This window comes from Streptomyces sp. NPDC052109, from assembly GCF_040680195.1.
Classification (GTDB): domain Bacteria; phylum Actinomycetota; class Actinomycetes; order Streptomycetales; family Streptomycetaceae; genus Streptomyces.
On the sequence record NZ_JBFAWF010000009.1, the window covers coordinates 66,450 to 91,916 of the forward strand.

Sequence of the window (25,467 nt, forward strand, 5' to 3'; positions counted from 1 at the left end):
AGGTCCGTCCCATCAGGAGTGAGAGTTGTACTTCACCGACCGTGGCATCGAGGAGCTGGAGAAGCGGCGCGGCGAGGAGGAGGTCACCTTCGAGTGGCTCGCCGAGCAGCTGCGGACGTTCGTCGATCTCAACCCGGACTTCGAGGTGCCGGTGGAGCGGCTGGCGACCTGGCTGGCGCGGCTGGACGACGAGGACGACGAGTAGGTGCCGACCGGGGTATCAGCCGCTCTCTGACCGGCTCAGCGATCCACGTCGGGCATGGTGCCTGGTGGGTGTGCAGGTGGAATCCCGCGTCCCGTGCCGTCGTCACGCTCTGGTGCCGGTGGGAGCCCGGTGGCGCGTGTCCCTCCGGACGCCTGCCCGCTCGGCCGGCCCGCTGTGCCGGCACCGCGGCGGACAGCGTCTCACCCGTCTTCTCCACCAGGCGCGGGCTCCAGGAGATGGCGCAGAGGCGACCGTCGACGGTCGCCGCATGTCCTCGCGCCGCGCTGCCGGCCACGCGCGCGTAGGGGGTGGGCGAAGGGCCCGGTGCCGAGTGGGAACTCGGCACCGGGCCCTTGTGTTCAAGGCCTACGCCTCGAAAACCTCACGCACCAGCTGCTCCTGCTCGGCCTGGTGACGCTTGGCGGAGCCCACCGCCGGGGACGAGGAGTGCGGGCGCGAGATGCGCCGCAGCCGCTCGCCGTGCGGGACGTCCGCGCCGACCGCGAGGTCCAGGTGGTCGATCAGGTTGAGCGCGATGAACGGCCAGGCACCCTGGTTCGCCGGCTCCTCCTGCGCCCACAGGTACTTCTCGGCGTTCGGGTACTTCTTGATCTCCGCCTGGAGCTCGGCACCCGGCAGCGGGTACAGACGCTCGATGCGGATGATCGCCGTGTCCGTGATGCCGCGCTTGACCCGCTCGGCCTCCAGGTCGTAGTACAGCTTGCCGGCCACGAAGACGACCCTGCGGACCGCGGCCGGGTCCGCGGTCGCGTCCCCGATGACGGGACGGAACTGACCCGACGTGAACTCCTCCGTCTTCGACGCGGCGGCCTTCAGGCGCAGCATCGACTTCGGGGTGAAGACCACCAGCGGCTTGTGGTGCGGGTTGTGCACCTGCCACCGCAGGAGGTGGAAGTAGTTCGACGGCAGGGTCGGCATCGCGACCGTCATGTTGTTCTGGGCGCAGAGCTGGAGGAACCGCTCGACACGGGCCGAGGAGTGGTCCGGGCCCTGGCCCTCGTAGCCGTGCGGCAGGAGCAGGGTGACGCCGGAGGTCTGGCCCCACTTCTGCTCGGCCGCCGAGATGTACTCGTCGACCACCGTCTGCGCGCCGTTGACGAAGTCGCCGAACTGCGCCTCCCACATCACGAGCGCGTCGGGGCGGGCCAGCGAGTAGCCGTACTCGAAGCCCATGACCGCGTACTCGGACAGCAGGGAGTTGTAGACGTTGTAGCGCGCCTGCTCCTCGGCGAGGTACTGCAGCGGGGTGTACTCCTCGCCCGTCTCGCGGTCGATGAGGACCGCGTGGCGCTGGCCGAAGGTGCCGCGCTGGGAGTCCTGGCCGGACAGCCGGACCGGGGTGCCCTCCAGCAGGAGGGAGCCGACCGCGAGGGTCTCGCCCATGCCCCAGTCGATCGTCCCGTCCTCGACCATCGTCGCCCGGCGCTGCAGCTGCGGCAGCAGGCGCGGGTGCACGTGGAAGGTGTCGGGGATGTTCACCTGGGACTCGGCGATCCGCTTGACGACCTCCGAGGAGATCGCGGTGTTCACGGCGACCGGGAACTCCGCCCGCGGGTCCGACACCGGGACGGTGCCTGGCTGGGCCGTGACGGCCTCGCGGACCTCGGTGAAGACCTTCTCCAGCTGGCCCTGGTAGTCCTGCAGGGCCTGCTCGGCCTCTTCCAGGGTGATGTCGCCGCGACCGATCAGGGACTCGGTGTAGAGCTTGCGCACCGAGCGCTTCTTGTCGATCAGGTCGTACATCAGCGGCTGGGTGAAGGCCGGGTTGTCCGACTCGTTGTGACCGCGGCGGCGGTAGCAGATGAGGTCGATCACCACGTCCTTGTTGAACGCCTGGCGGAACTCGAAGGCCAGACGGGCAACGCGCACGACGGCCTCGGGGTCGTCGCCGTTCACGTGGAAGATCGGGGCCTCGATCATGCGGGCCACGTCCGTCGCGTACATGGAGGAACGCGAGGACTCGGGGGCCGCGGTGAAGCCGACCTGGTTGTTGATGACGATGTGGACCGTGCCGCCGGTGCGGTAGCCGCGCAGCTGGGACATGTTCAGGGTCTCGGCCACCACGCCCTGGCCCGCGAAGGCCGCGTCGCCGTGCAGCGCGACCGGCAGGACCGTGAAGTCCGTGCCGCCCTTGTTGATGATGTCCTGCTTGGCGCGGGCGATGCCCTCGATGACCGGGTCGACCGTCTCCAGGTGGGACGGGTTGGCGGCCAGCGAGACCTTGATCTGCTCGCCGTCGAGGCCCGTGAAGGTGCCCTCGGCGCCCAGGTGGTACTTCACGTCGCCGGAGCCGTGCATGGACTTCGGGTCGAGGTTGCCCTCGAACTCGCGGAAGATCTGCGCGTACGACTTGCCGACGATGTTGGCGAGGACGTTCAGGCGGCCGCGGTGGGCCATGCCGATGACGACCTCGTCGAGCCGCGACTCGGCGGCGGAGTCGATCACCGCGTCGAGCAGCGGGATGACGGACTCGCCGCCCTCCAGCGAGAAGCGCTTCTGGCCGACGTACTTCGTCTGCAGGAAGGTCTCGAAGGCCTCCGCGGCGTTCAGCCGGCGCAGGATCCGCAGCTGCTCCTCGCGCTCCATCTTGGCGTGCGGGCGCTCCACGCGGTCCTGGATCCACTTGCGCTGCTTGGGGTCCTGGATGTGCATGAACTCGATGCCGGTGGTGCGGCAGTACGAGTCGCGCAGCACGCCGAGGATGTCGCGCAGCTTCATCATCGACTTGCCGGCGAAGCCGCCGACCGCGAAGTCGCGCTCCAGGTCCCACAGCGTGAGCCCGTGCTCGGTGATGTCCAGGTCGGGGTGCTTGCGCTGCTTGTACTCCAGCGGGTCGGTGTCCGCCATGACGTGGCCGCGGACCCGGTAGGAGTGGATCAGCTCGAAGACGCGGGCGGCCTTGGTGACGTCGTCGTCGTGGCTGGCGTCGATGTCCTTGAGCCAGCGGACCGGCTCGTAGGGGATGCGCAGGGCCTCGAAGATGTCGTCGTAGAAGCCGTTCTCGCCCAGCAGCAGGTTCGCGACCTGGCGCAGGAACTCGCCGGAGGCGGCGCCCTGGATCACCCGGTGGTCGTAGGTCGACGTGAGCGTCATGACCTTCGAGATGCCGAGCTTGTTCAGGGTGTCCTGGCTGGTGCCCTGGAACTCCGCCGGGTAGTCCATGGAGCCGACGCCCATGATCACGGACTGCCCGGGCATCAGACGCGGGACGGAGTGGACCGTGCCGAGGCCCCCGGGGTTGGTCAGGGAGACCGTGACACCGGTGAAGTCGTCCATCGTCAGCTTGCCGTCACGGGCGCGGCGGACGATGTCCTCGTAGGCCTGCCAGAACTCGAAGAAGTTCAGCGTCTCTGCCTTCTTGATGGCCGCGACGACCAGCTGGCGGTCGCCGTTGGGCTTCACCAGGTCGATGGCCAGGCCGAGGTTGACGTGGGCCGGCTTGATGAGGGTCGGCTTGCCGTCCTTCTCGCCGAACGAGTGGTTCATCGACGGCATGGCCTTGATGGCCTGCACCATCGCGTACCCGATGAGGTGGGTGAAGGAGATCTTCCCGCCCCGGGCGCGCTTCAGGTGGTTGTTGATGACGATCCGGTTGTCGAAGAGCAGCTTCACCGGGACCGCGCGGACCGACGTGGCGGTCGGCAGCTCCAGCGAGGCGTTCATGTTCTTCGCGACGGCGGCGGCCGGACCGCGCAGCGTGACCAGCTCCGGGCCCTCGGGGGCCTCGGCGGCCGGGGCGGGCTTCGCGGCCGCGGGCTTCGGCTGAGCGGGCGCCTGTGCGGGCTGCGCCGGCTTGGCCGGGGCGGGGGCCGCGGCCTTCGCCGCGGGAGCCGGAGCCGGAGCCGCAGCGGGCTTCGGGGCGGCCGGGGGTGCCGGGGCGGCGGCCTGCGGGGCCGGAGCCGCGGGCTGGGCCTGCGGGGCCGTGCTGGTGGCTGCGGCCCCCGCGGCCGCAGTACCCGCCGCAGCCGGGGTGGCAGGTGCACCCGGCTTGTAATCGGCGAAGAAGTCCCACCAGGCGCGGTCTACCGAATTCGGGTCCTGGAGGTACTGCTGATAGATCTCGTCGACGAGCCACTCGTTCGGACCGAACGCGGCAGCGGGGTTCTTCCCGGCTTGGTCGTCGGTGGAGACGCTCGGGTTACTGGGGGACTGTGGCGACACGGCGGCAACCGCCCTCTTCCGCTTCACAAGGTGATGGACAGCGGGAATAAAGGCTACGCCTCCACGGCCGGGAAGGTCAGGTCGAGCAAGGTCATCGTCGCGTAAGTCACATCGAAAATCTTGTTTCAGGGCTTGATATGGCGGGAAACAAGCGTGGTTCCAGATGTGGCGGGGTGCACCGGCTCCGGCCCGCCGCGCCGTTCTGCAGCGGATCGCGCGGGCCTGCTCCTGATCACACGTGTCCAGCTGCGCGACTACGGCGCGGACGCTCGTGGATCTTGTGCTTCCGGTTCGAACTTTACGTCAACTTGGGACGGAAGACAGTCCCGGAAGGGTGACGATGATCCGGCAGCCCCGCTCGGATTCGGCCACACCGATCCGGCCGCCGTGCAGATCCACCGCCCAGCGGGCGATCGCGAGACCGAGGCCCGTGCCGCCGTCGCTGCCGGGGCCGTGCGGCCGGGTCACCGCGCCCCGGTTGAACCGCTCGAACACCCGGTGCCACTCCGACCTGGGGATGCCGGGGCCCTCGTCCAGGACCTCCAGCTCCAGCGACTCCGGCCGCGGCCCGCGCCGCGCCCTCACCGTCACCCGGCCGTGCGGGGGGCTGTGCTTGACCGCGTTGTCGATCAGGTTGGCGACGACCTGGTGGATGCGCTCGGGATCGGCGTGCGCGGTCAGCTCCGGCGGGGAGACGTCCAGGTGCAGATGGACGTCCGTGCGCGTGTGGCTCCCGGAGCCGGAGGCGATGCCCGCGCGCGCCGAGGCGACCATGTTGGCCTCCTTCAGCACGCCCGACAGGTACGGCCACACCTCGAAGCGGCGCGTCTTCAGCGGTACGACGCCGTTGTCGAGCCGGGACAGGTCCAGCAGGGTCTCCACCAGCCGGCCGAGCCGCTCGGTCTGCTTCAGGGCCGTGCGCATGGTCTCGGGGTCGGCCTCGGTGACCCCGTCGACGATGTTCTCCAGCACCGCGCGCAGTCCTGCGATCGGCGTGCGCAGCTCGTGCGAGACGTTCGCCACCAGCTCCTTGCGCTGGCGGTCCTGGGCCTCCAGCTCGTCCGCCATGACGTTGATCGTCTGGGCCAGGTCGCCCAGCTCGTCGCGGCGGCCGTCGCTCACCCGGCGGGTGTAGTTGCCCTGGGAGATCGACCGCGCCACCGCGTTCATCTCGTCCAGCGGCATGGTCAGCGAATGCGCCACGAACTGCGTGATCAGCAGTGTGGCGATCATCGAGAAGACCGTGATGAAGCGCAGCTCGGTCTTGGTGTGCACCGCGATCACCGACAGACCGGTGGTGATCAGCACCGAGATGACGACCAGCGCACCCAGCTTGGTCTTGATCGAGAACGGGCGTACGCCGCCCCAGGGATCCTCCTCGGGGCTCCTCCGTGCGGCCTCGCGCCCGTCGCCGGTCATGGGGTGGGCGTCTCCAGCGCGTACCCGACGCCGTGCACGGTACGGATCCGCTCGGCGCCGATCTTCCGGCGCAGCGCCTTGATGTGGCTGTCGACGGTACGGGTGCCCGAGGCGTCGGCCCAGTCCCAGACCTCGGCCAGCAGCTGCTCCCGGGAGAGCACCGCGCGCGGGGTGTTCGCCAGGCACACCAGCAGGTCGAACTCGGTGGGCGTGAGGTGGACGTCCTCGGACTTCACCCGCACCCGGCGCTGGGCGTGGTCGATCTCCAGCTCACCGAGGCGCAGGATGCCGGAGCGCGGCGTGGTCGCGGCCAGTGCCGCCCGCTCCACCCGGCGCAGCAGCACGTGCACCCGCGCGGCCAGCTCCCGCATGGAGAACGGCTTGGTCATGTAGTCGTCCGCGCCGACCCCGAGACCGACCAGCATGTCCGTCTCGTCGTCGCGCGCGGTCAGCATCAGTACCGGCACCGGCCGCTGCGCCTGCACCCGCCGGCACACCTCGAGGCCGTCGAAGCCCGGCAGCATGATGTCGAGGATCAGCAGGTCGGGCTGCCAGGCCTCGGCCGTGTCGACGGCGGCCGGGCCGTCCGTCGCGGTCTGTACGAGAAATCCCTCGGCGCGCAGCCGGGCCGCGATGGCGTCGACGATCGTGGGGTCGTCCTCGACGACCAGCACCCGGCGCTGTGCGCCCGGGGTGGTCGTCGCCGCGCCGCTCTGGGAGGTGTGTGTCTGCTCCATCGCCCGCCCCTGCTTGTTGCTTTCCGGAACCCGTGGGGTGATCCCATGTCTGCGATTGACGCTTGAATGATCCGCGTCAGGGCAGCACCCTACGGGGATCGACCGTGCTGTCGCTATCCAGGTCGGACGGCGAGGTGCACGGCGTCCGGAACGCCCCGGGCAACCGGCACCTCTTCGGTACGCACCTGCTGGAACCCGGCATTCCGCAAACTACCTTCAAATTCCGGAGAGGGTTCGGCGGACCATACGGCGAGCACCCCGCCGGGGGTCAACACCCTTGCGCAGGCGGCCAGTCCGGCCGGTGAGTAGAGGCCGTGGTTGCCGTCCGTGACCGTCCAGCCGGGGCCGTTGTCGATGTCCAGGCAGAGCGCGTCGAACGTGGCGGATGTCTCATTGACGAAAGCCACGAGATCGTCCTCCACGACCTCGGTGCGCGGATCGCCGAGCGCACCCGCGGAGACCTCGGCGAGCGGCCCGTCCCGGTGCCAGTCGATGACGGCGGGCTCCCGCTCGACCACGGTGATCCGTCCCCACCGGGGATCCGCCGCGGCATGTGCGAGTGAGAACCCCACGCCCAGCCCTCCGATCAGCACTTTCGGCCGCGGCCGCCCGTCCAGCGCCGCGTGCGCGGCGTCGACCAGCAGTCGCTCCGAGCGGCCGTCGGAGGTGTCCATGAGGAAGCAGCCGTTGGCGATGATCTGGAGCAGGGCTCCGTGCCGGCGCAGGACCACCTCGCCGTACGGGCCGTCGCGCCGGTCGAGGACCACGGGAGAGTCGTACACGGCAGTCATGCCCCCATCCTGCTCGAACGCGCCTGGTCGGTCACGGGAATTGCGGATGGCGGCACGGTGGTTCGAACATGATGTGCACACCCGATCACGCGTTCCTGTGGCGCGGACGCCTGCGGAGCGTGAGAGGTTGCTGTGAATCGGCTCTCGCGTGGCGTCGGTCATAGACAGCGGCCCCCGGAACCCGAAGGGTTGGGCACGACGGAAGGAGTGCCGCACCGTGGATCGGACCGCGACGGGCCCTGCGACGGCCGCGTCCCCGCCCCTGCCGGGCGCACCCCTTGCGGACGGCACCGCCGCCGTCCCGGCCCCCGTGCTCGCGGACCTGCTGGACGGCATGCCGCGCCAGCGGCGCACCGCGGCCCCCGCTCCCGGTCCCGCCCCCGTCGGAGCGCGCCCGGCCGTGCGGATCCCGCGCCTGTGGCGTCTGCTGCCCACTCCGGCCGCCACCCCGTTCACCTTCGGCTACACGGCCGTTCTGGCCGTCACCTCCGCGGTCGCCGCCCTGGCCGACCCCGGCCTGGTGCACACCCTCTACCAGGACTGCAGCACGGACGTGGCGCACCTGGCGCGCTCGCCCGGACTGGTGCTGCTCGCGAGCGCGCTGTGGATCGCGGGTGGCGTCCTGTCGCCGTACGCGGTGGCGTTCGTGCTGGTGCTCACCGCGCTGGAGCGGCGCATAGGCGGGGCGCGCGCGGCCTGCGTCTTCCTCGCCGGGCACGTCCTGGCCACGCTCGCCACCGAGGTGCCGGTGGGGCTGGCCGTCCTGGTCGGCCACCTCCCCGCCACCTCGCTGCACCGGCTCGACTACGGCATCAGCTTCGGCGTGGCCGCCAGTATCGGCTCCCTGGCCGGCCTCCTGCGCCCGTGGCTGCGCTGGCCCCTGCTCACCCTGACGGCCGGCGCTCTCCTGAACGACCTGATCGCGTTCGAGGACCCGATGACGAACTGGGGTCACCTGATCGCGTTGACGATAGGGGTGGCGACCTGGCCTCTGGTCCGGCGCTGGCAGGGGGCGCCGTCGAGGGCCGCGGGGCTGTGCTGACCCTGGGACTCCGCCGCGGGGGCGCGGACAGCCGCATCTGACCCCGCTCCCGCGCACGGCGCGAACGGGGCACACCCTTGCGCGCACTTGATCGCTCACAGCGAACAAACACAGGGAACACCAGCCCATCCCCAACAGTTGAGTCGGCATAACTCAACTTGACTGCCGAAGGGGAGATCATGGCTGCTGAGTCCACGGCGTTCACGCTCGTACTGCCCGTGCTGCCACTCGACGACGAGGTCGTGCTGCCCGGCATGGTGGTCCCGCTGGACCTGAGCGACGCCGAGGTGCGGGCCGCGGTGGAGGCCGCGCAGGCCGCCGCCCGGTCGGAACCGGGCAAGCCCAGGGTGCTGCTGGTGCCACGCGTCGACGGCACGTACGCGAAGACCGGTGTGCTGGGCACGGTCGAGCAGGTCGGCCGGCTGGCCGACGGTGACCCGGGGGCTCTGATCCGCGGCCGCAGCCGCGTGCGGATCGGCGCGGGCACCACGGGTCCCGGTGCGGCCCTGTGGGTCGAGGGCGCCCGGGTCGAGGAGGCCGTGCCGGAGCCGCTGCCCGGCCAGGTCGCCGAGCTCGTCAAGGAGTACAAGGCGCTCGCCACCAACTGGCTGAAGAAGCGCGGCGCCTGGCAGGTCGTGGACCGCGTCCAGGCCATCGACGACGTCTCCGCGCTCGCGGACAACTCCGGCTACTCACCGTTCCTCACCATCGAACAGAAGGTCGAACTGCTGGAGACCGCCGACCCGGTGGCCCGGCTCAGGCTCGCCGCGCAGCAGCTCCGCGACCACCTCGCCGAGCAGGAGGTGGCCGAGACCATCGCCAAGGACGTCCAGGAGGGCGTAGACAAGCAGCAGCGCGAGTTCCTGCTCCGCCGCCAGCTGGAGGCCGTCCGCAAGGAACTGCGCGAGCTGAACGGCGACTCCAAGGACTCGGCCGAGGAGTCCGACGACTACCGCGCCCGAGTGGAGGCCGCCGACCTGCCGGAGAAGGTCCGCGAGGCCGCGCTCAAGGAGGTCGACAAGCTGGAGCGGTCCAGCGACCAGTCGCCCGAGGGGTCGTGGATCCGGACCTGGCTCGACACGGTCCTGGAGATGCCGTGGAACGAGCGGACCGAGGACGCGTACGACATCCAGGGCGCGAAGGCGGTGCTGGACGCCGAGCACTCCGGCCTGGAGGACGTCAAGGAGCGCATCACCGAGTACCTCGCGGTGCGCAAGCGGCGCGGTGAGCGCGGGCTGGGCGTCATCGGCGGCCGGCGCGGCGGTGCCGTGCTCGCCCTGGTCGGCCCGCCCGGTGTCGGCAAGACCAGCCTGGGCGAATCCGTCGCGCACGCCATGGGCCGCAAGTTCGTCCGCGTCGCCCTCGGCGGCGTCCGCGACGAGGCCGAGGTCCGCGGCCACCGCCGTACGTACGTCGGCGCGCTGCCCGGCCGGATCGTGCGGGCCATCAAGGAGGCCGGGTCGATGAACCCGGTGGTCCTGCTGGACGAGATCGACAAGGTGGGCTCCGACTTCCGCGGCGACCCGGCCGCGGCCCTGCTCGAAGTCCTGGACCCGGCGCAGAACCACACCTTCCGGGACCACTACCTGGAGGTCGAACTCGACCTGTCGGACGTGGTCTTCCTGGCCACCGCCAACGTCCTGGAGGCCATCCCGGAGGCGCTCGCCGACCGTATGGAGATCGTCCGCCTGGACGGCTACACCGAGGACGAGAAGGTCGTCATCGCCCGTGACCACCTGCTCCCGCGCCAGCTGGAGCGGGCCGGGCTGAACAAGGACGAGGTCACGATCGACGAGGGCGCCCTGCGCAAGCTCGCCGGCGAGTACACCCGCGAGGCGGGCGTGCGCACCCTGGAGCGCTCGATCGCCCGCCTGCTGCGCAAGGTCGCGGCCCAGCACGAACTCGGCGAGCGGGAGCTGCCGTTCACCGTCCGGGACGAGGACCTGCGCTCTTTGATCGGGCGTCCGCACCACGTGCCCGAGTCCGCCCAGGACCCGGCCGAGCGCCGTACGTCCGTGCCCGGTGTGGCGACCGGTCTCGCGGTCACCGGCGCCGGTGGTGACGTCCTGTTCGTGGAGGCGTCCCTGGCCGACCCGGAGACGGGCGCGGCGGGCCTGACCCTGACCGGTCAGCTCGGTGACGTCATGAAGGAGTCGGCGCAGATCGCGCTGAGCTTCCTGCGCAGCCACGGCGCCGAACTGGAGCTCCCGGTGGGCGACCTGAAGGACCGGGGCGTGCACATCCACTTCCCGGCGGGCTCGGTCCCGAAGGACGGCCCGAGCGCCGGCATCACGATGACCACGGCGCTGGCGTCGTTGCTGTCCGGGCGGCTGGTGCGCACGGACGTGGCGATGACCGGCGAGGTCTCGCTGACCGGCCGGGTGCTGCCCATCGGCGGCGTGAAGCAGAAGCTCCTCGCCGCCCAGCGCGCCGGGGTGACGACCGTGATCATCCCCAAGCGCAACGAGCCCGACCTGGACGACGTCCCGGCCGAGGTGCTGGACAAGCTCGACGTCCACACCGTGACGGACGTCCGCCAGGTCCTGGAACTGGCGCTCGCACCCGCGACGAACAGTGCGGAGCCGGAGGTTCCCGTGGCGGCGTGACGGACGCCATGGGTGAGTGAAGGCCCGGGTCCCGTGAGGGAGGCCCGGGCCTTCACATGCGCCCACAACGGGAGGGGCCGATGGAATGCGGGCGTGGGCTGGCCCCGCGAGAGCCCCCCGGCTGATCGGCCGCGGCGGCCCGGCCGCCGTTCGCCGTGCCGGGGACGAACGGGAACCGCAGGGCACGGCGGGGAAGACGCCCCGCGTCGCGTGACCCGCCCCACCGCTCCCCGTGGCGGGGCGGTGCCGGCTGCTCGCGCCCGGTGTCAGCCCGCGGCCAGCGACTGCTCCGCCCACACCGTCTTGCCCACCCGGTCGTGCCGGGTCCCCCAGCGGTCGGCCAGCTGGGCGACCAGCAGCAGGCCCCGGCCGCCCTCGTCGAAGATGCGGGCGCGCCGCATGTGCGGGGTGGAGGTGCTGGCGTCGTACACCTCGCAGATCAGGGTCGAGTCCTGGTGGATCAGCCGGAGCCGGATGGGCGGGCGGCCGTAGCGGATGGCGTTGGTGACCAGTTCGCTGACCATCAGCTCGGTGGTGAAGGACGCCTCGGCCAGGCCCCACGCGCACAGCTGGTCGCAGGCGAGGCGACGGGCGCGGGAGACGTCCTCGGGGTCGCTCTCCAGTTCCCAGGCGACGACCCGGTCCTCGTGCAGGACCCGGGTGCGGGCGACGAGCAGGGCGATGTCGTCGTCGGGGCGGTGGGTCAGCAGCGCGGTGATGACGTGGTCGCAGACCGTGTCCAGCGACGCCGCGGGCCGGCCGAGCGCGGCGAACATCTTGTCCAGCGCCTCGTCGATGTCGTGCTCGCGGGCCTCGAACAGCCCGTCGGTGTACAGGGCGAGCAGGCTCCCCTCGGGCAGGTCGGTCTCGATGGCCTCGAAGGGCAGCCCGCCGAGCCCGAGCGGCGGTCCCGCGGGCACGTCCACGAAGCGCACGGCGCCGTCCGGTGTGACCACCGCGGGCGGCGGATGGCCCGCACGGGCCATCGTGCACCCGCGCGAGACCGGGTCGTAGACGGCGTACAGGCAGGTGGTGCCGATGCCGCCGGCGGTCTCGGCGCCCGGGTCCGCGCTGCCCTCGTCGGCGGCGAGCCGCAGGACCAGGTCGTCGAGGTGGGTGAGGAGTTCGTCGGCCGGCAGATCGACGTCGGCCAGGGTGCGTACGGCGGTGCGCAGCCGGCCCATGGTGGCCGAGGCGCGCATGCCGTGGCCCACCACGTCGCCGACGACGAGCGCCACCCGCGCCCCGGACAGCGGGATCACGTCGAACCAGTCGCCGCCCACGCCGGCCCGGGTGGCGGCGGGCAGAAAGCGGGTGGCGATCTCCAGGGCCGCCTGGTCGGGCAGGGTGTGCGGAAGCAGGCTCTGCTGGGGGGGCATGGTCGTGGTGCGGGACCGTGCGTCGGCGCGGGCCTGCTGGATCCCGCCGGCCGCCTTGGCCGTGAACTCCTGGGCCAGCCGCAGATCCTCCGGGCCGAACCCTTCCCGGCCCGGGCGCCGGGCGAACAGTGCCACGCCGAGGGTGCCGCCCTGGACGAGCAGCGGCACCGCCAGCAGCGAGCGCGCGCCGGACGCCCGCAGCCAGGCCGCGCCCGGGGCGACCGCCGCCCACTCGGCGACGAGCGGGTCCGTCGTGTCGTACAGCAGCGGACGGCCCGCCCCCAGGCACTGGGCCGGAGGGGAGTCCACCGGGCAGACGATCGCCTCGCCCACGCCGGTGCCGTGGGTGGATCCCTCGCCGTCCGGGACGGCGCGCAGCGCGGCGCGGCGCAGCACCACCGGGCCGGGCGGCGGGACCGGTTCCTCGCCGGCGCCGCGCGGGGAGTCGAGCAGGTCGACCGCCATGACGTCGGCGAGCCGCGGCACCGTGACCTCGCCCAGTTCCTGGGCGGCGCGGGCCTGGTCGGCGGCCATGCCGACGCGCGAGCTCTCGCCCGACGGGCGCTGCCGGCCGGCGGTGTCCTGGACGGGCGCCTGGCTGGACAGGCAGACGGCACGCACCCGGCCGTCGGCGTCCTTCAGCGGCGTGAGCATGGCACTGCGGCCGAGTTCCGGGCCGAGCCGGGCCGGGGACTGCTGCGGCCGGCCGGACTCCAGCGCGAGCCGCATCGACCGGGCGGTCTCCTCGCTCGCGGCGCCGGGCGCGATGTGCGGCAGCCGCAGTCCGCGCATCGCGGCCTCGGGCAGGGCGAGGGCGTGTTCCATTCGGCGGTTGGCGCGTACGAGCCGCAGCTCGGCGTCGAAGATCGCCAGCGGGAAGGGGGACTGCAGGAACGTCCACTCCTCGAGCGGTTCGCCCCGGGGCGGCTGCACGCGGGCCGTCACGGCGCTCACCACGAGCCAGTCGGTGACGCCGGCGTTCGAGGTCCGGCGGTGCGCGAGGACGTCCAGCTCCAGCAGCCGGCCGTCGCGGTGCCGCAGGGGGACGGTGCCGTTCCAGCGTTCGCTTCCGGCGGCGATCCGCCGGGCGGCCGAGCCGTCGGCGGCGAGCAGTACGGCCGCGGGCCGTCCGACGACGGCGGGGGAGTCGTAGCCGAGCAGCCGCTGTGCGCCTTCGCTCCAGCTGGTGACGATGCCCTGCTCATCGATGGTGGCCGTGGCCGTGTACGTCGACTGTCGCTCCATCGCCGCTCATCTCGCCCTAGCTCGGCAGGCTCCTCCTGACCAGCATGATCCGGGGCGGCGCGGAGCACCAACGCAGGGCGTTGCGAGGAAGACTCCAGGCCGGTCGCACCCGGCCGGCGGCTTTCCGGCGTGAAGAGGTCACCTGCCCCTTTTCCGGCAACGGCCGATCACGTCGGGGGTGGTGACCAGGGAGGACGGCGTGTCCCGGCACGCGGCGGACACGTGCAGGCGCCGCATCCGCGCCAAGCTCGGCCACCCGAGCATGGCCGAGCCGACGCGGATCGCGGTCTTCGTGTCGCGGTGTTCACGGGGACGTGGGCTCCAGGGCGCCGGGGCCGGCCGGTGGCCGGGGGCGCGGTACTAGCCGTTGGCCAGGGCCTGCACCCGGTCCAGGGCTCCGTTGAACTTGTCGTGGTCACCGACGGTCGGGCCGGAGGAGGTGTACTGCCACATCGTGTAGTACGACCAGCCGGCCGGCAGGGTCCCCGGGTCGGAGGCGTAGCGGGCGATCCACAGCGGGTCGTTCGCCGCGAAGCCGCCGTAGTTGCCGGTGCAGTCGCTCCACCAGCTGGTCGCCGTGTAGATCACGGGGTAGCGGCTGGTGAGCGACTTGTAGGTGTTGATGAAGTCGGCGATCCAGCTGACCATCTGGCTCGCGGTCTTGCCGTAGCACTCGGCGCCGTAGGGGTTCCACTCGATGTCGAGCGCGCCCGGCAGGGTCTTGCCGTCCTGGGACCAGCCGCCGCCGTGGCTGACGAAGTAGCTCGCCTGGGTGGCGCCGCTGGTGGTGTCCGGGGTCGCGAAGTGGTAGGCGCCGCGGATCATGCCCACGTTGTACGAGCCGTTGTACTGCTGGGCGAAGTACGGGTTCGTGTAGTACGTGCCTTCCGTCGCCTTCGTGTACGCCCACCTGACCCCGCTGCTCCACAGGGTCGACCAGGCGACGTTGCCCTGGTAGCCGGCGACGTCCACGCCCTCGGTCTGGGTGACGTCACCGGAGGTGGGGGTACCGGCGTGGCCGTCGTGCGCGAGGACGCCCATGCCCATGTAGGCGGAGCCGCGGCTGGGCGTGGTCGCCGCGTGGGCGGAGGTCAGGGGCAGGGTCAGGGAGAGCGCCGCGAGCAGCGCCGTGACGAGGACGGGGAGGGGGCGCGGGCGGATGGGGCGGTCGGAGCCGGGTCTGTGCACGGGCATGACGTGCCTCCGGAGAGTGGGGTGGGGGGAACGTGGCCGTGACCGTGTACCGGATGCCGCACTGGCGTGGGCATGCCATTCGATGAGCTGATGAAGAAGCTACGCACGTAGATGACGGCGTGGGAAGGGGGTCCGGACACCGCCGTTGGTCTACGCCTGCGAAATACTTACGGAGCTGCGGCAATGACGGCTTTTGGCAGAAACTTTCAGAACGGCGAAACCGAGCAGGGGTGCTGACGTGCACGAGGACGGAAACGGCGACGCTCATCGCGACGCCCACGAGATGACGCCCAGTGGTGCAGACCAGGAATTCCTGGCACTGGAGCGGGAGTTGACGGTGCTGCTGCGCCGCGCCCGGGCCAACCAGGGGGAGATGGCCCGCGAGGTCCATCCCGACCTGGAGTCCTCCGCGTACGGCCTGCTCATCCGTCTGGACGAACTGGGCGGCCAGCGGGCCACGGAACTCGCCGCCTACATCGGCGTCGGCAAGGCCACCATGTCCCGCCAGCTGCGCGCCCTGGAGGAACTGGGCCTGATCGCCCGCGAACCCGACCCCGCCGACGGTCGCGCCTGGCTCGTCACCCTGACCGACGAGGGACGCGGCCGGGTCGGCAAGGTCCGCGAGGCGCGCCGCGCCCGCTACGTCCGGCAGCTCGCCCACTGGGACCGCAGCGAGGTTTCCGAACTGGCCCGTCTGCTCCACCAGTTGAACCGGGTAATGGAGAAGTAGCCGCGTTCCCGCGCGGTCACAGCTCCACGTGGACCACCGTCGCGTCGTCGTGCGTCTTGCCCCGCCCCAGGTACGCGCGCGCCTCCCGGTCCGCCGCCTCCAGCCCCCGCACCCGGTCCACCAGCGACCGGGCGCCCTCCTTCGCGACCACGTCGAACAGGGCCGGCCAGTCGCCCTCACGGAACTTCTCCGTCCAGCGGGTCGCGCCGTCGGTCAGCGCGGCCAGGGCGCGGACCGCACGGCGGGGCAGGGTGCCGGCGACCGCGCGGGCGGCCACCGAGGGGTCGGCGGCGGCCGTGAAGAAGCCGCCCTCCTTGTTGCGCAGGGTCGCGTCCACCAGGGCGTCGGTGGCGAGCGCGGAGCGCGGGAGCCGGGCCAGACGATCGTCCAGAACCGGGGTGACCGTCCCGTCCGGCCCCTGGAGCAGCAGCGCGGAGTCCGACAGCACCAGGTACTCGACCGTCTCGGCCGACCAGCGGGCCAGGGCGACCGTTGCCTGCGGTGTGCGCGGGTGAGAAAGCTCACAGGTGTGCGCGTGGGCCTCGGCGGTGCGGCCGATCGCCCGCGAGAGAACCTCCGAGAGTGTCAGATCTTGGCGCGAAACGGTCAGTTCGGTCAACGTGCCGCCGAGTCGCGTGGTGAACCAGGGGACGGAATGCAGACACCCCGTCCCGCCCCGCGGCGGAGTCACTCCGTCCAGGACGACCACGCAACCGCCCTGTCCGCAGGCGGGTAGTCCGACACCGGCGAAGTCCTCGTTGGGGCGGTTCGGGTCGCCGGGTTCCGAAACGAGATCAGTTCGCATTCGGCCAGTCTGCACGAGGCCTTCACAGGATTCGCCAAAGGCTGGCAACCGCCGTCGAATTGACACGACCCCGCAGGTCAGGCGCCTGGTTTGCGGGGGAATGATCCGCTCCGGGAAGGCGTGGTGGCGAATACTGCCAAAGCCTGCCGCGCGCGTCCAACCGGCGTGCCACGAAGGCACTCCGCACGCGCCACCGGAACTTGCCCGCCAACTCCCCTCCGATGTTCACTCCTTCGGGTGGCGGGTCAGGTGATGCACGACCACCGCCCACCGGCGCTGGGAGGGTCGGGAACCGTACGAACCGGGTGTACGCACCACCACTTGGCACCGCGATGACGGGGCGCCACCCGGGCCCCTGAGTAGACGAGTTCAGGAATGCGAGCACCGGTGCAGAAAAAGCGGCCTCGGCGCACAGGCAGGCAGACGGACCCCATGGGTACCGCCCAGCAGACCCCCGTGGGCACCGGCCGTCCCACCCATGTGCGCAACCGGCTGATCGTCGCCGTCGCCGTGGTGGCTGCCGCGATCGCCGGCGCCGGGGCGCCCTCACTGATCAGCGCATCCCAGGACGTCAGCGAGTCCCAGGATCTGGTGACCCTGGCCGCCCGAACCCAGGACGCCCTCGCCCTCGCGAACTCCCTCGCCGACGAGCGCGACGAGGTCACCTCCTACATCGCGGCGGGGCGCCCCAAGGCGAAGGCTCCCTCCGAGGACCGCAGCGCCCGCGTCGACCGGCAGGTCGAGGACCTGCGCGCCGAGGCCGACACCCCGGCGAGCCTGCGCGGCGACCTCGACGGCATCGCCGCCGTCCGCCGGGCCGCCCTCACCGGCAAGAGCACGGCCCTGCAGGCCCACCAGGCGTACTCGACGGCCATCACCGAACTGCACCGGCTCGCCGAGCAGCTCGCCGACCTGACGCCGCCGCGGGCCGGCTCCGGCGCCCACGCGTTCGCCGAACTGGACACCGCCGTGCAGCAGTCAGCCGCCGCCCGCGGTCTGCTGCTCGCCGCGCTGAACGTGCCGTCCACCACCCGGACGGTGATCAACCCCGTCACCGGCCTGCCCACGACGACCACCACCGCCTCCGAGGCCGACAAGAAGCAGCGCGACGCGCTGACCGCCTCCGCCCAGCAGGCCCGGCTGCGCGCCGACACGGCCCTCGCCGACTTCCGCGCGACCGCCCCCAGGACGGCCGTCGACTCCTACGACTCCACGGTCACCGGCGCCGACGTCAACTCGGCGGAGAAGTACCTGGCCACGCTCACCGACCAGCCGACGCTGACCGACAGCGAGCTGGCCACCAGCACCAAGAAGCTGGACGCCGCCCTGTCCGCCCGTGTCGACCTGATGCGCGGCGCGGAATCGGCCCTTTACGACCACCGCACCAAGGACCTGGCGAAACTCCGCGACGACGACGTCACGGCGCTGGAGATCCGCGTCGCCGTGCTCGGCGCCCTGATGCTGGTGGCCGTGGGCGTCGCCACCGCCATGGCCCGCACCCTGACCCGCCCCCTGTCGGTGCTGCGCCGCGGCTCGGCGCGTCTCGCCGAGTCCGAGGACCCGGCCGGCCAGGAGCCGATCGCCTTCACCGGCCGCAACGACGAGTTCGCCCAGGTCGTCCGCTCGGTCAACGCCCTGCACGCCCACGCGGCGGCCCTGCACGAGCGCGTGGCCACGCTGGAGACCGACCGCAGGCACCTGGTCGGCCAGCGCCAGAAGATGGCCGACGCCCGCGAGGCCCTCCAGACCGAGCTGAGCCAGGCCGCCGAGCGACTGGAGCGGCTGCGCGGCAGCATCGGCGGCACGTTCGTGAACCTCTCGCTGCGCACCCTCGGCCTGGTCGAACGCCAGCTCGCGGTCATCGAGGGCCTGGAGGAGCGCGAGCACGACCCGGACCGCCTCGCGACCCTCTTCAAGCTGGACCACTTCGCCACGGTCATGCGCCGCCACAGCGAGAACCTGCTGGTCCTGGCCGGTGCCGAGCACGTCCAGCAGCACCATGGCGCGGTGCCGCTGGTCGACGTGGTCCGAGCGGGCGTCAGCGAGATCGAGCGCTACGAACGTGTCCGTATCGCGGCCCTGCCCCCGCACGCCCATGTCGCGGGCTTCGCCGCCGACGACCTCTCCCACCTCCTGGCCGAGCTGATGGAGAACGCCACCTCGTTCTCCCCGCCGGAGATGCCGGTGGAGGTCTCCGGCTGGCTGCTGGAGAGCGGCGAGGTGATGCTGTCGGTCCAGGACGAGGGCATCGGCATGGCGACCGACCGCCTGGGCCGCCTCAACCACCGCCTCGCCGACTTCGACCCCGAGGCGACGTACGACGACGAGGGCGGCACCGGTCTCGGCCTCGGCCTGTACGTCGTCGCCCGCCTCGCACAGCGCCACGGCATCCGCGTGCAGCTGCGCGAGCAGAAGCAGGGCGGCATCGCGGCGGTCGTCGTCCTGCCGGCCACCCTGCTCGCCGAGGCCCCGCCGACCGCACTGCCCCCGCAGACCACGTCCATGAGCGGCACCGGCACCTTCTCCCTCCCCGGGGCCGACGCCGAGGTCAACTCCAACGTCCTGCACGCCCGCACCAAGGACAGGGACCCGCTGGTCGCCCTGGCGGAGCAGGCGGTCCACCAACAGGCCGCCCCGGGCGCCCGGAACACGGAGACCCGCCCGAAGGCCCCGCCGGAGACGTACGCCGAGTCGACGATGGAGCTGTTCCTCCCGGAGGTCGCGGCCGGCCGGCCGCACGCGGGGCCCGTGGACCCGGCGGGCGCCGACGGTGCGGGCGCCCCGCAGGGACCACCCGCCCCCGGCGTCCCACGGGAGTCGGTCGCGGCCGACGCCGAGGGCTCCACGGGTGGTCCGGGTGGGAACACGGCCGCCGAAGGCGATGCCGAGGCGAGGACCGCACCCGCCGAAGCGCCGCAGGACCCCGCCGAGGCGGAGGAGCGGCTCACGAGCAAGGGCCTCCCCAAGCGCACCCCCAAGATCACCGCCCCCTCGGCCCCGCCCCGCCAGCGCGGCGGCAGCGTCGACGCCGAAGCCCTCCGCAGGAGGCTCGGCGGCTTCCGCAGCGGCGCACAGGCCGGCTATCGCGACGTAGAGACGGAGATCGCCGAACAGACCGCCGCCCACCAGCGGCCCGCACGCTATGCACACGCCGATGAAGCCACGGGGGGCACAGCCGAGGAGGCAAGCAGTTGACCGCGCCCAGTACCTATGGACTGAGCAGTGAAGCCCGCAACCTGCACTGGCTGCTGACCAACCTGGTCGAGGAAGTCCCCGGCATCCAGTCGGTCGCCGTGGTCTCCTCGGACGGTCTGCTGCTCCTCTCGTCCGACCCGGGCCACACCAAGCAGACCCATCAGTCCCGCCCGGCGAAGGGGCCCCGCGGCTCCTCCGCCGACCTGGCCACCATCGTCTCCGGCATCGGCAGCCTCACCGTCGGCGCCGCGAAACTGATGGAGTTCGGCGGCGTCAAGCACACGATGATCGCGATGGAGGAGGGGAGCCTGTTCGTGATGTCGATCAGCGACGGCTCGCTGCTCGGCGTGCACGGCAGCGCCGAGTGCGACATGAGCGTGGTGGCATACCACATGGCGCTGTTCGTCGGCCGCGCCGGCCACGTCCTGACCCCGGAACTCCGTTCGGAGCTACGGCAGTCACTGGAGGCCCAGGCGACCGGGAGCGCCCGATGAGCGGCACACCGAAACTCCCCGTGCGCGGCGGCGACCGCAAACCCGCCCGCGTCCGCCCCTACTCGCTCACCGGCGGCCGTACCCGCTTCGGCCACGTCCTCCTCGTGGAGACGTTCGTGGCGGCGCTGGAGGCCCCGGAGGAGCGCAAGGAACTGACGAATGGTTCCCTCACCACCCGGGTCATGCCGGAGATGCGGGCCATCGTCGAACTCTGCCGCCGTATGCGCACGGTGGCCGAGATCGCCGCGCTGCTGAAGATGCCGCTCGGCGTGGTCCGCGTGCTCCTCAGCGACCTCGCGGACCAGGGAAAGATCCGTGTGTACGGCACCGGAACCGGTCACGGCACCGGCCGCCCGGACCGCGCTCTGCTGGAAAGGGTGCTGAGTGGACTCCGCCGTCTCTGACGCCACCGGCGTCGCCCCCCTCGTCACCGAGCCCGACGGGGACCTGAAGTCCTGGCAGACGGACCGCACCCGGGCCCCCATCGCCACGAAGATCGTGGTGGCCGGGGGCTTCGGCGTCGGCAAGACCACGCTGGTCACCTCCGTCTCGGAGATCACGCCTCTGCAGACCGAGGCGCTGATGACCGAGGCGAGCGAGGAGACCGACGACCTGACCGCCACGCCGGGCAAGCTCACCACCACCGTGGCCATGGACTTCGGCCGCCTCACGCTCGACGACGACCTGGTGCTCTACCTGTTCGGCACGCCGGGCCAGCAGCGGTTCTGGTTCATGTGGGACGACCTGGTGCGTGGCGCGATCGGCGCGGTCGTCATGGCCGACACCCGCCGGCTGAAGGACTGTTTCCCGGCACTGGACTACTTCGAGAGCTGCGGGCTGCCGTACGTCGTCGCGGTCAACCACTTCGACGGCAGCGAGCTGTTCGAGCCGGAGGACGTACGGGAGGCGCTGACGATACCCGCGCACATCCCTGTCATGATCATGGATGCGCGGCGTCGAATTTCGGTCATCGAGACACTGTTGGCCCTCGTCGGCCACGCGCTGGACGAAACCCCCGAGTAGTCCCTGTTAGGAGTCCTCACCCGCATGCGGAAGATACTCGTCGTCGGAGCCGGCCAGTCCGGTCTCCAGCTCGCCCTCGGCCTGCAGTCCCACGGCTACGAGGTCACCCTGATGTCGAACCGGACCGCGGACGAGATCCGCACCGGCCGGGTCATGTCGACGCAGTGCATGTTCCACACGGCACTGCAGCACGAGCGCGATCTCCAGCTGAACTTCTGGGAGTCCCAGGCCCCGAAGATCGAAGGACTCGGCGTCTCGGTCGCGGCCCCCGGCTCGCACGACCCGGGCCCCACCCAGCGGGCCATCGACTGGGTGGGCAAGCTGGACGGGTACGCGCAGTCCGTCGACCAGCGGGTGAAGATGGCCGGCTGGATGGAGACCTTCGCCCAGCGCGGCGGCCAGCTGGTCATCCACGGCGCGGCGGTCGGCGACCTCGACTACTTCTCCCGGACCTACGACCTCGTCCTGGTCGCGGCGGGCAAGGGCGAACTGGTCCAGATGTTCGGTCGCGACGCCTCGCGCTCCCCGTACAGCGAGCCGCAGCGCGCGCTGGCGGTGGCGTACGTCCACGGGCTCGGCCCGCGCCCGGAGCACCCCGAGTTCGACGCGGTGCGCTGCAACCTGGTCCCCGGCGTCGGCGAGCTGTTCATCATGCCGACGCTGACCACGTCCGGCCGCGCCGACATCCTCTTCTGGGAGGGCATACCCGGCGGTCCGCTCGACGTCTTCAACGGCGTCAAGGACCCGGCGGAGCACCTCTCCCTGACCCTGGAACTCATGGAGAAGTTCACGCCCTGGGAGTACGCGCGGGCGACGAAGGTCGAACTGACGGACGCGGGCGGCACGCTGGCCGGCCGCTACGCCCCGACGGTCCGCAACCCCGTCGGCCGCCTCCCCGGCGGCGGCCTGGTCCTGGGCGTCGCGGACGTCGTCGTGGCCAACGACCCGATCACCGGCCAGGGCTCCAACTCCGCCGCCAAGTGCGCGGCCGCGTACCTCGCCTCGATCGTGGAGCACGAGGACAAGCCGTTCGACGAGGAGTGGATGCAGGCCACGTTCGACCGGTACTGGAACACGGCCCAGCACGTCACCAAGTGGACCAACGCGATGCTGGCGCCGCCGCCGGAGCACGTCCTGAACCTCATCGGCGCCGCCGGCCAGCTCCAGCCGGTCGCCGACCGCTTCGCCAACGCCTTCAACGATCCGGCGGACTTCGAGAACTTCTTCTACGAGCCGGAGAAGACCGAGGCCTACCTGGCGTCGGTGGCCGGGGCCTGATCCGGGCGTACGGCACCGAGCAGCGGATAGGACGCCAGAGGCGACACCTCGACCTTCTGTCCGGGGCGCGGTGCCTGTACGACATGGCCGTTCCCCACGTACATCGCCACGTGTGTCGCGTCGGGGAAGTACACCACCAGATCCCCCGGGCGCAGCTCGCCGAGCGGAATTCTCCTCAGGTGCCGCCACTGCTCCTGGCTGGTCCGGGGGATCGGTGTGCCCGCCTGCCCCCACGCCCGTGCGGTCAGGCCCGAGCAGTCGTAGGAGTCGGGGCCGGCGGCGCCCCACGCGTACGGCTTGCCGAGCTGGTCCAGGGCGTAGCGGACCGCGCGGGCGCTCTCGGGGGAGGCGGGCCGGTCGGCGGGGAGGGCGCCCGCGGTGGTGAGCTTCTGCTGGGCTGCGGCGACGCCCCGCTGTTCCAGGGCGGCGACCGCGGCCAGCTGGGCCGGGGTGAGCGTGGCCAGCATGCGTTCCACCCCGGCCAGCTTGGCCCGGACGTCGTCGCGCTGCCTCTGCTGCTGCTCGGCAAGGGTGAGCTGGGTGTCCAGCGCCTTGCGGGCGGCCCGGGCGAGGGCGTCCCGCTGCCGCTCGGTGGCGGTCAGCCGGGTCACCGTCCGGGCCCGCTCCCGAGCCAGCTCGCCGAGGACATGGCCCTCGTCCAGGGCGTGCTGCGGATCGGGGGACAGGAGCAGCCGGACGTACGGGCCGAGGCCGTCGGCGCCCTGGTACTGCTGTCGGGCGAGCCGGCCGGCGTCGCTCCGGCTGTCCTGCAGCGCGAGCCGGGCGCGGGCCAGTTCGCCGTCGAGGCGGGACACCACCGCACGCTGTCGTCCCAGCTGCTCCGCGGTGGCGTTGTAGGCCTCCGTGGCCTGTTCGGTCTGCCGGTACAGCTGCTGAAGGGCCGTCAGCAGCTGGGGCACGGACCGCTGCGGGTCCGGTGCGGCCGCGGCCGGTGCGGGTACGAGGACGGCTTGGGCCGCCACTGCGGCCGTACACGCCATGCGCAGAAGCATTCCTGACACATCATCACCTCGGGTGCGGGGAGGAATACCCGGCGGGCGGGCTGGTCGCCTCCTATCGCACCGCGATAATCAGATGTATCCGTGCGGGACGCGCGCCTGGTGTGCGCGGTTCGGCGCAGCTCTGTCACTCCTTCGGGGCGTCCGGCCCGCCGGGCGGCGTGGCGGTGGGCTTCGACCAGGGCCACCTCGGCCTTCCGCCGGAGGTGTCGTCCGGGTCGTACTGGTACTTCCATCCCCGGATCAGGCCCAGCCGCCTGCTGTGGCCGCGCGGCACACGGCGGTAGACGAGCACCGTGGGCGGCCCGCCGGCGGGGCCCGGGACGGGGATGCGGTACGTCTTCGGGGGGTGCCCGGTGGGCCCGACCAGGACCGGCAGCACGCGCCCGTCCATGGGGCCGCCCTCGAAGGGGGTGTCCTGACTCTTCACGGCCTCAGTCTCGGCCATCCTCGGCGAGCTCGCCGACCACGGCGGCCGTCTGCGGATCCCGGGCCGCGGTGACCGTGAGGACGGCCACGAACTGCTCCACCAGCCAGGTGCGCAGCTCCTCGACCGGGGGCTGCTTGTCCTCGTCCAGCCAGATCAGCGAGGCCGCCTCCACGGCCGTGATCCAGGTCCGGACGGTCATCCGCAGCCGGGGGCCGGGGTCGGTGACCCCGAGGTGGCTGTAGATGTGGTCGGCGGCGGCCCGGCGCACCCCGTCGACGATGGCGGTGGTGCGCGAGGTCTCCACCACGCTGCCGCCCTGGAGCAGTGCGCTGAAGCCGGTGTCGTGCTCGTCGACGAAGGCCAGGTACCGGTCCAGGGCGTGGGACAGCCGGGGCAGCAGAGGACCCTCGCGGGGCTCGTCGAAGCACAGCCGCAGCTCTTCGGCGGCGGAGCGCAGGGCGGCCTCGTACAGCTGCTGCTTGCCGCCCGGGAAGTACCGGTACACCAGGGGGCGCGACACTCCGGCCGCCTCCGCCACGTCGTCCAGCGACACGTCCTCCGGTGCCCGGTGGGCGAACAGTGACAGCGCGGCCGTGAGCAGCTGGCTGCGGCGCTCCTCGACACTGAGTCGGCGGTAGGCGGGGGTCGTGGCCGGGGTCATGCCCGCAGCCTAATCGCCACGGGGGCGCGGCGACGGCGGCGGCCGCGGGTCGTCCCCGCGGCCGGCCTCGCCGAAAGCCGCGGCCGGTGTCAGGCCAGGAGCCCCGAGGACCGCCACAGCCGCCGCCCGGCTCCCCTGAGCACCCCGATGTCGTCCAGGAAGTCCGTCAGCCGCTTCGCTCCCGTCTGCATGACCTCCCGGCGATGCCCGCTCGCCCGCACCTGGGCCATCGCCTCGCGCCTGTCCAGTCCCACGTTCGTGTACACCTCGGGGTTCACGAAGGCGACCGAGAAGACGCGGGCGAACTCGCCGGAGGTGATCCGGGTGAACTCCTGCGACCACTTCGGCGCCGTCACCATCTGGCGCCGCAGCTCCTCGCGGGCGTAGCGGACATGGCGCGCCTCCTCGACCACGTGGATGCGCGTGACGCCGCGGATCAGCGGCTGGATCCGCTCGTCCGGGAAGGTCAGCCGCTGCATCCAGTCCAGGACCTCCTCGCCGAGGAGCGTGGCGGTGAAGGAGCCGGGGGTGGTGGAGACGGTCTTGAAGAGGCGGCCCAGGTTCCGGTGGACGCGGCTCACCGGGTACCAGGGCGTGCCGCCGTGCGAGATCAGCCGGGCGAACATCTTCGAGTGCCGGCACTCGTCCTCGATCTCGGTGAGGGCGTACCGGACGTGCGCGCTCGTCGCCGCCTTGTCGTAGATGTGCCGGACCAGCAGCTGCATCAGGATGATCTCGAACCAGATGCCGAGCGAGGCCAGCGCCGCCGCCTCGTGCTGCGAGAGCAGGATCCGCTGCTCCTCGCTCATCCGCTTCCACATAGGGGTGCCGTACAGCGACACCAGTTCCGGCGGCCAGAACCACTTGCCCTCCTCGAAGGGCGCGTCCCAGTCCAGTTCCTCGTCCGGGTCGAAGGAGTGCTTGGCGGAGGAGACCAGCAGCCGTTCGGCCACCTGCTCCCGGTCCTTGAGCAGGCCGAGCGCGTCGCGCAGGCCGTCCAGCGCGTCGGCTTCCGTCAGGGTCGTCATGGCT

General features: G+C 71.8%; 20 protein-coding genes. 9 read left to right on the top strand and 11 right to left on the bottom strand.

What is annotated here, in order from left to right; all coding sequences use genetic code 11:
• Nucleotides 1–25: 25 nt before the first annotated feature.
• Nucleotides 26–205, top strand: coding sequence for a DUF6104 family protein (locus AB0L59_RS20000; protein ID WP_003992906.1), 180 nt, complete (start codon nucleotides 26–28; stop codon nucleotides 203–205).
• A 366-nt stretch (nucleotides 206–571) separates the two neighbouring features.
• On the opposite strand, the gene AB0L59_RS20005 is transcribed toward AB0L59_RS20000, so the two are convergent.
• From AB0L59_RS20005 to AB0L59_RS20020, 4 genes are all read right to left on the bottom strand, one after another.
• Complete coding sequence (locus tag AB0L59_RS20005) at nucleotides 572–4,387, bottom strand: multifunctional oxoglutarate decarboxylase/oxoglutarate dehydrogenase thiamine pyrophosphate-binding subunit/dihydrolipoyllysine-residue succinyltransferase subunit (RefSeq protein WP_365585244.1); 3,816 nt, start codon at nucleotides 4,385–4,387, stop codon at nucleotides 572–574.
• Nucleotides 4,388–4,690: 303 nt separating this feature from the next.
• On the bottom strand, nucleotides 4,691–5,806 hold the full coding sequence (locus AB0L59_RS20010) for an ATP-binding protein (RefSeq protein ID WP_365585247.1): 1,116 nt from the start codon (nucleotides 5,804–5,806) through the stop codon (nucleotides 4,691–4,693).
• Nucleotides 5,803–6,543 carry a response regulator transcription factor gene (locus tag AB0L59_RS20015; protein WP_362118775.1) on the bottom strand — a complete coding sequence of 247 codons (741 nt, stop codon included), beginning with the start codon at nucleotides 6,541–6,543 and terminating at the stop codon, nucleotides 5,803–5,805. Before AB0L59_RS20015 ends, AB0L59_RS20010 begins: the two co-directional genes overlap by 4 nt.
• Before the next feature lie 113 nt (nucleotides 6,544–6,656).
• The gene (locus AB0L59_RS20020; RefSeq protein WP_365585252.1) at nucleotides 6,657–7,334 is read right to left on the bottom strand and encodes a spermidine synthase; all 678 of its coding nucleotides are present in this window, start codon (nucleotides 7,332–7,334) and stop codon (nucleotides 6,657–6,659) included.
• Nucleotides 7,335–7,551: 217 nt separating this feature from the next.
• Here AB0L59_RS20020 and AB0L59_RS20025 point away from each other — a divergent pair, with 217 nt between their 5' ends.
• On the top strand, nucleotides 7,552–8,376 hold the full coding sequence (locus AB0L59_RS20025; protein ID WP_365585255.1) for a rhomboid-like protein: 825 nt from the start codon (nucleotides 7,552–7,554) through the stop codon (nucleotides 8,374–8,376).
• Between the two features lie 179 nt (nucleotides 8,377–8,555).
• The gene (gene lon, locus AB0L59_RS20030; protein ID WP_365585257.1) at nucleotides 8,556–10,982 is read left to right on the top strand and encodes an endopeptidase La; all 2,427 of its coding nucleotides are present in this window, start codon (nucleotides 8,556–8,558) and stop codon (nucleotides 10,980–10,982) included.
• A 266-nt stretch (nucleotides 10,983–11,248) separates the two neighbouring features.
• Here lon and AB0L59_RS20035 read toward each other — a convergent pair whose 3' ends face one another.
• Together AB0L59_RS20035 and AB0L59_RS20040 are read right to left on the bottom strand one after the other, a co-directional pair.
• Nucleotides 11,249–13,606 (bottom strand): SpoIIE family protein phosphatase, encoded by a 2,358-nt coding sequence (locus tag AB0L59_RS20035; RefSeq protein ID WP_365585260.1) that lies wholly within the window; start codon nucleotides 13,604–13,606, stop codon nucleotides 11,249–11,251.
• A gap of 360 nt (nucleotides 13,607–13,966) precedes the next feature.
• Complete coding sequence (locus tag AB0L59_RS20040) at nucleotides 13,967–14,800, bottom strand: lysozyme (protein ID WP_365585262.1); 834 nt, start codon at nucleotides 14,798–14,800, stop codon at nucleotides 13,967–13,969.
• 283 nt (nucleotides 14,801–15,083) lie between these two features.
• Here AB0L59_RS20040 and AB0L59_RS20045 point away from each other — a divergent pair, with 283 nt between their 5' ends.
• Nucleotides 15,084–15,530, top strand: a complete 447-nt coding sequence (locus tag AB0L59_RS20045; RefSeq protein WP_365585674.1) for a MarR family transcriptional regulator — start codon at nucleotides 15,084–15,086, stop codon at nucleotides 15,528–15,530.
• A 16-nt stretch (nucleotides 15,531–15,546) separates the two neighbouring features.
• Here AB0L59_RS20045 and AB0L59_RS20050 read toward each other — a convergent pair whose 3' ends face one another.
• Nucleotides 15,547–16,335: a protein phosphatase 2C domain-containing protein gene (locus AB0L59_RS20050; protein WP_365585265.1), complete on the bottom strand. Its 789-nt coding sequence runs from the start codon at nucleotides 16,333–16,335 to the stop codon at nucleotides 15,547–15,549.
• 432 nt (nucleotides 16,336–16,767) lie between these two features.
• On the opposite strand from AB0L59_RS20050, the gene AB0L59_RS20055 reads away from it, so the two are divergent.
• Genes AB0L59_RS20055 through AB0L59_RS20075 form a run of 5 tightly spaced genes read left to right on the top strand, consistent with a single transcriptional unit; the run spans nucleotide 16,768 to nucleotide 22,325 of the window.
• A complete protein-coding gene (locus AB0L59_RS20055) occupies nucleotides 16,768–19,530 on the top strand; it encodes a nitrate- and nitrite sensing domain-containing protein (protein WP_365585268.1) in 2,763 nt (920 codons plus the stop codon).
• Nucleotides 19,527–20,024 carry a roadblock/LC7 domain-containing protein gene (locus AB0L59_RS20060; RefSeq protein WP_365585270.1) on the top strand — a complete coding sequence of 166 codons (498 nt, stop codon included), beginning with the start codon at nucleotides 19,527–19,529 and terminating at the stop codon, nucleotides 20,022–20,024. Before AB0L59_RS20055 ends, AB0L59_RS20060 begins: the two co-directional genes overlap by 4 nt.
• Nucleotides 20,021–20,428 carry a DUF742 domain-containing protein gene (locus tag AB0L59_RS20065; RefSeq protein WP_225823271.1) on the top strand — a complete coding sequence of 136 codons (408 nt, stop codon included), beginning with the start codon at nucleotides 20,021–20,023 and terminating at the stop codon, nucleotides 20,426–20,428. Before AB0L59_RS20060 ends, AB0L59_RS20065 begins: the two co-directional genes overlap by 4 nt.
• Nucleotides 20,409–21,047, top strand: a complete 639-nt coding sequence (locus AB0L59_RS20070; RefSeq protein ID WP_365585274.1) for an ATP/GTP-binding protein — start codon at nucleotides 20,409–20,411, stop codon at nucleotides 21,045–21,047. Before AB0L59_RS20065 ends, AB0L59_RS20070 begins: the two co-directional genes overlap by 20 nt.
• Nucleotides 21,048–21,071: 24 nt before the next feature.
• The gene (locus AB0L59_RS20075) at nucleotides 21,072–22,325 is read left to right on the top strand and encodes a styrene monooxygenase/indole monooxygenase family protein (RefSeq protein WP_365585277.1); all 1,254 of its coding nucleotides are present in this window, start codon (nucleotides 21,072–21,074) and stop codon (nucleotides 22,323–22,325) included.
• Here the strand turns inward: AB0L59_RS20075 and AB0L59_RS20080 are convergent.
• From AB0L59_RS20080 to AB0L59_RS20095, 4 genes are all read right to left on the bottom strand, one after another.
• Nucleotides 22,298–23,347 (bottom strand): C40 family peptidase, encoded by a 1,050-nt coding sequence (locus AB0L59_RS20080; protein ID WP_365585279.1) that lies wholly within the window; start codon nucleotides 23,345–23,347, stop codon nucleotides 22,298–22,300. The genes AB0L59_RS20075 and AB0L59_RS20080 overlap by 28 nt on opposite strands.
• A gap of 124 nt (nucleotides 23,348–23,471) precedes the next feature.
• On the bottom strand, nucleotides 23,472–23,774 hold the full coding sequence (locus AB0L59_RS20085) for a hypothetical protein (RefSeq protein ID WP_365585282.1): 303 nt from the start codon (nucleotides 23,772–23,774) through the stop codon (nucleotides 23,472–23,474).
• 4 nt (nucleotides 23,775–23,778) lie between these two features.
• Nucleotides 23,779–24,435 carry a TetR/AcrR family transcriptional regulator gene (locus AB0L59_RS20090; protein ID WP_365585284.1) on the bottom strand — a complete coding sequence of 219 codons (657 nt, stop codon included), beginning with the start codon at nucleotides 24,433–24,435 and terminating at the stop codon, nucleotides 23,779–23,781.
• 89 nt (nucleotides 24,436–24,524) lie between these two features.
• Nucleotides 24,525–25,463 (bottom strand): diiron oxygenase, encoded by a 939-nt coding sequence (locus AB0L59_RS20095; protein WP_365585286.1) that lies wholly within the window; start codon nucleotides 25,461–25,463, stop codon nucleotides 24,525–24,527.
• Nucleotides 25,464–25,467 lie beyond the last annotated feature (4 nt).

Bases quoted from the DNA above. Each gene is read 5' to 3' on its own strand.
- AB0L59_RS20010 (WP_365585247.1), bottom strand. From the start codon at position 5,806: ATGACCGGCGACGGGCGCGAGGCCGCACGGAGGAGCCCCGAGGAGGAT.
- AB0L59_RS20015 (WP_362118775.1), bottom strand. From the start codon at position 6,543: ATGGAGCAGACACACACCTCCCAGAGCGGCGCGGCGACGACCACCCCG.
- AB0L59_RS20020 (WP_365585252.1), bottom strand. From the start codon at position 7,334: ATGACTGCCGTGTACGACTCTCCCGTGGTCCTCGACCGGCGCGACGGC.
- lon (WP_365585257.1), top strand. From the start codon at position 8,556: ATGGCTGCTGAGTCCACGGCGTTCACGCTCGTACTGCCCGTGCTGCCA.
- AB0L59_RS20035 (WP_365585260.1), bottom strand. From the start codon at position 13,606: ATGGAGCGACAGTCGACGTACACGGCCACGGCCACCATCGATGAGCAG.
- AB0L59_RS20040 (WP_365585262.1), bottom strand. From the start codon at position 14,800: ATGCCCGTGCACAGACCCGGCTCCGACCGCCCCATCCGCCCGCGCCCC.
- AB0L59_RS20045 (WP_365585674.1), top strand. From the start codon at position 15,084: ATGACGCCCAGTGGTGCAGACCAGGAATTCCTGGCACTGGAGCGGGAG.
- AB0L59_RS20050 (WP_365585265.1), bottom strand. From the start codon at position 16,335: ATGCGAACTGATCTCGTTTCGGAACCCGGCGACCCGAACCGCCCCAAC.
- AB0L59_RS20055 (WP_365585268.1), top strand. From the start codon at position 16,768: ATGGGTACCGCCCAGCAGACCCCCGTGGGCACCGGCCGTCCCACCCAT.
- AB0L59_RS20065 (WP_225823271.1), top strand. From the start codon at position 20,021: ATGAGCGGCACACCGAAACTCCCCGTGCGCGGCGGCGACCGCAAACCC.
- AB0L59_RS20075 (WP_365585277.1), top strand. From the start codon at position 21,072: ATGCGGAAGATACTCGTCGTCGGAGCCGGCCAGTCCGGTCTCCAGCTC.
- AB0L59_RS20090 (WP_365585284.1), bottom strand. From the start codon at position 24,435: ATGACCCCGGCCACGACCCCCGCCTACCGCCGACTCAGTGTCGAGGAG.
- AB0L59_RS20095 (WP_365585286.1), bottom strand. From the start codon at position 25,463: ATGACGACCCTGACGGAAGCCGACGCGCTGGACGGCCTGCGCGACGCG.